Annotated in this window: 5 protein-coding genes; all 5 read left to right on the top strand. The window is 44.9% G+C overall.

Annotation, left to right across the window (positions count from 1 at the left end; all coding sequences use genetic code 11):
* On the top strand, positions 1–719 hold a 719-nt coding region (locus ACTIE6_RS19825; protein ID WP_439558297.1), incomplete at its 5' end, for a TraG family conjugative transposon ATPase.
* Positions 716–1,393 (top strand): conjugal transfer protein TraI, encoded by a 678-nt coding sequence (locus ACTIE6_RS19820; protein ID WP_439558296.1) that lies wholly within the window; start codon positions 716–718, stop codon positions 1,391–1,393. The genes ACTIE6_RS19825 and ACTIE6_RS19820, both read left to right, overlap by 4 nt.
* 6 nt (positions 1,394–1,399) lie before the next feature.
* The gene (locus ACTIE6_RS19815; RefSeq protein WP_439558295.1) at positions 1,400–2,041 is read left to right on the top strand and encodes a hypothetical protein; all 642 of its coding nucleotides are present in this window, start codon (positions 1,400–1,402) and stop codon (positions 2,039–2,041) included.
* A 32-nt stretch (positions 2,042–2,073) separates the two neighbouring features.
* Positions 2,074–2,682 (top strand): TerB family tellurite resistance protein, encoded by a 609-nt coding sequence (locus ACTIE6_RS19810; RefSeq protein WP_439558294.1) that lies wholly within the window; start codon positions 2,074–2,076, stop codon positions 2,680–2,682.
* Positions 2,683–2,834: 152 nt separating this feature from the next.
* Positions 2,835–3,812, top strand: a complete 978-nt coding sequence (traJ, locus tag ACTIE6_RS19805) for a conjugative transposon protein TraJ (RefSeq protein ID WP_439558293.1) — start codon at positions 2,835–2,837, stop codon at positions 3,810–3,812.
* Positions 3,813–3,927 lie beyond the last annotated feature (115 nt).

The raw sequence follows: 3,927 nt of genomic DNA, 5'->3' as shown, positions 1-3,927 counted from the left end.
TGGCTAATCTGCTCTATGTATTGAGGCCTTATTATGAAGGCGGAGAATTTGACTACCTGCTAAATGCTACTGAGAACATTGACCTGTTAAATGAGCGGTTCATTGTTTTCGAGCTGGATAATATCAAAGACCATCCGATCCTGTTTCCTGTCGTAACGATCATTATCATGGAAGTTTTCATCAGCAAGATGCGAAAACTGAAAGGGATCAGGAAGATGATTTTGATTGAAGAAGCGTGGAAGGCGATCGCAAAGGAAGGAATGGCCGACTACATTAAGTATTTATTCAAAACAGTTCGGAAGTATCTGGGGGAAGCGATTGTGGTCACGCAGGAAGTGGAAGATATTATCAGTTCACCAGTGGTAAAGCAGGCGATCATTAATAACAGCGATTGCAAGATTCTACTTGACCAAAGCAAATATCAAAACAAGTTTGATCAGATCCAGGAACTGCTTGGGCTGACTGAAAAGGAAAAAACGCTGATCCTTTCTGTCAACAAAGCCAACGATCCGCTGCGCAAGTATAAGGAAGTTTTTATTAGTCTAGGTGGGACACTGTCGCGGGTTTACCGGACAGAAGTGAGCTTGGAAGAATACCTGTGCTACACGACTGAGGAAACCGAAAAGATCAAAGTGCTTGAATATGCTGGCCGGTTCGGCAGCATGCAAAAAGGGATTGCAGCATTGGCAGGCGAAATGAAATCGGCGGCTGGAACATGAGAAAGCACATCTTATTTTTTACGCTGGCGTTCGCCCTTGTGGCAACACCCGTCCGGGAAGCGGAGGCAGCAAATCCATGGGCTGCGGTAATCAAAGCGGCGATTAAGAAAGTAGTGAAGGCGGTGGATTTGATGATTCAGCGGCGGCAGAATAAGGTGATTAGACTTCAAAATGCGCAGAAAGCGATTGAAAACACGATGGCTAAACTGCAACTGGATGAGATCACTGATTGGGTTAAAAAGCAGCGTGATCTTTACAAAAAGTATTACGACGAGCTGAAAAAGGTCAAAGCTGTCATCGCCTATTATTTCAAGATCAAGCAAATCGCTGATAAGAATTCGAAGCTGGTGGATGAATACAGAAGGTTTTGGGGATTGGTGTCAAACGACAAGCATTTTACCCAGCAGGAGCTTAACTACATATACCAGGTCTATGTGGGCATTCTGGAAAACTCTTCCAAAAACGTGGACTTGCTTAAAATGGTGGTCGAGTCACTAACCATGCAAATGACGGACGCGAAGCGACTAGAACTTATTGAAAATGCTGCGGACAAGACGGATCAGCTGTATTCGGACTTAATACGATTCAATCAGGAAAATACCATGCTGAGCATCAGTCGGGCAAAGAATCAGCAGGAAGTGGATGCGGTGAAAAAGCTTTACGGAATCAATTAAATAATCATGAGAGTAACCCTGATAGCAGTGACCATGATTTTCATCAACACGACTTTGCAGGCGCAAACATTCAAAGAATGGTTTCGCCAGAAAAAAACGCAGAAGAAATATCTGATCGAGCAGATCGCTCAGCTGAAAATCTATTTGGAACTCACTGAGAAGGGCTACAAGATCGCAAAGGAGGGATTAACGATGATCGGGGATTTGAAGCGAGGAGAATTCAAACTTCACAAAAACTACTTTGATTCACTGAAAGTCGTCAACCCAAAGATTGCAAGCCTGCAGAAAGTTAAATGGATTGCGTCTTTTAACGGTGAAGTGAAAAATGTTTGCTCTACCTGTCTTTCAAAATCAGGACTGACTGATTATCTGAGTGGTGATGAGCTTGCTTACCTGCGGGCCGTGTTTGATCGGGTCAGTTCTGATTGTGACAAAATCCAGTCTATGCTTAAAGAAGTGGTTAGCGATGGTAATCTGGCAATGACAGACGATGAGCGAACAAAGAGGATTGAGGCGCTTTACCAGCAAACACTGTTCAATTTGACTTTCTCAAAAGCTTTTTGTCAGGAGTCGGCAGTATTGGCAGCAGCCAGAATGAAAGAGAAAGAGGACGTGATTACCGGCCGGGCTCTACGCGGCATAAACTGAGAACCATGAGAACTGTTTTAATAATTTTTTTAATGGCTTCGTTGCTTTTACCTGCAAAACAGGCATCCGCTCAAACGCCAGAGGTAACCCAGCTAATCCTGAACATTCAAAAGCTGAATCAACTCCGTAAAATCCTTAAAGAATTAAAGGCAGGTTATGACATTCTTTTCAAAGGCTACACGACCATCAAGGATATTTCGAAAGGAAATTTCAAACTGCACGAGGCATTTCTGGACGGCTTGCTGGAAGTAAGCCCGGCAGTAAAACGCTACAAGCGAATTGCCGAAATCATAGACTTTCAGATACGGTTGGTTTCCGAATACAGGAAAGCGTTCGCCCAGTTTCAGGCAGGGAAGTACTTTAATAAAGATGAGCTTGACTATATTGAGCGCGTCTATGCCAGGTTGATCAGTCAAAGTTTGAAAAATCTGGATGCTTTGACCATGGTAGTTACTGCGAAGAAAATGAGAATGTCAGACGATGAGCGTCTCTCTGCCATCGATAAAATCCACGAGGAAATGCAGGACAAGCTCGTTTTCCTGAGACACTTCAACTCCACGGCTGCAACGCTGCAATTACAGAGAGCCAAAACTTATACTGAAGTCGAAGTGAGTAGCAAACTGAACGGAATACAGCTTTAAACCAAACGTCATGAACGCATTTTCTAGAGCCGCTTTAATAGTGGTGTTAGCTACCGCTTCGCCTCAAATTTCGTTCGCGCAAGGCTTTCCCGAGCAGATTAGCGGACTGCATAGCGTGTTGGCTAAGTTGTATGATGAGATGATGCCCATGTGTGCCAAGCTCATTAGCGTCGGGCGCGGCATCGCGGGCTTTGCGGCCATCTGGTACATCGCCTCCCGGATTTGGACATCTGGCAAATGCGGAGCCGATTGATTTTTATCCACTTTTCAGACCATTTGTTATCGGTTTTGCAATCCTGATTTTTCCATCACTTCTGGCAATGATCAATGGTGTCATGTCACCTGTTGTTCGGGCGACGTCGGCAATGGTCGAAGGCTCCAACGAAGCAATCACATTGCTGTTGAAGAAAAAAGAAGAGGCGATTATGAAAACAAATGCCTGGCAAATGTATGTCGGCTCAACAGGAAGTGGAGATCGGGACAAATGGTACAAGTATACGCATGGGAACGAAGATCCATCTGGCGAAGGCATCATGGCGAGCGTCGGCAATGATATTAAGTTTTCGATGGCAAAGGCTTCTTATAATTTCCGCAATTCCATCAAGGAATGGATGAGCGAAATATTGAGGCTACTTTTTGAAGCGGCAGCACTTTGTATCAATACGCTTCGAACATTCCAGCTTATTGTCCTCGCCATTGTCGGCCCGATTGCATTTGGAATTTCCGTTTTCGACGGATTTCAGCATACGTTGACTGGTTGGATAGCGCGCTATATCAACATCTTTCTCTGGCTTCCGGTCGCCAATATTTTCGGGGCGATCATCGGAAAAATCCAGGAAATGATGCTCACACTCGACATCAGCCAGGTCGAAGGTGCGGGAGAAACGTTTTTCAGCTCAACTGATATGGCCTACCTGATCTTCCTGATCATCGGGATCGTAGGGTACTTCGCGGTTCCTGCAACAGCTAACTACATTGTCCAGGCGGGCGGAGGAAATCCATTCCTTTATAAAGTTACTACGCTTTTCTCGCAGACTGCGACAGGCTTTGGCAACAGGGCGTTCCCCGAAGGCGGTGGATTTGGATCACTGCCAAGAAGTACAGCAATGCCAAAATCTCAAAACTCATAACTTAAAATGTCATGTTTACCAAAGCCAAAAACTTAGAAACTGCGTTTCGTCATGTGCGCAGCTTCACTTCTCTTGTCATTGTGGGGTGCATGGGCTTCTGCTGCTTCGCTATCTA

It is taken from the genome of Dyadobacter sp. (assembly GCF_051859145.1).
Lineage (GTDB): Bacteria > Bacteroidota > Bacteroidia > Cytophagales > Spirosomataceae > Dyadobacter.
The sequence above is the reverse complement of the archived record's forward strand: the minus strand, read 5'-3'. Positions and strand labels throughout refer to the sequence as shown.

What these genes read in the sequence shown, in the direction of transcription:
- ACTIE6_RS19820 (WP_439558296.1), top strand. Translation starts at nt 716, where the DNA reads ATGAGAAAGCACATCTTATTTTTTACGCTGGCGTTCGCCCTTGTGGCA.
- ACTIE6_RS19815 (WP_439558295.1), top strand. Translation starts at nt 1,400, where the DNA reads ATGAGAGTAACCCTGATAGCAGTGACCATGATTTTCATCAACACGACT.
- ACTIE6_RS19810 (WP_439558294.1), top strand. Translation starts at nt 2,074, where the DNA reads ATGGCTTCGTTGCTTTTACCTGCAAAACAGGCATCCGCTCAAACGCCA.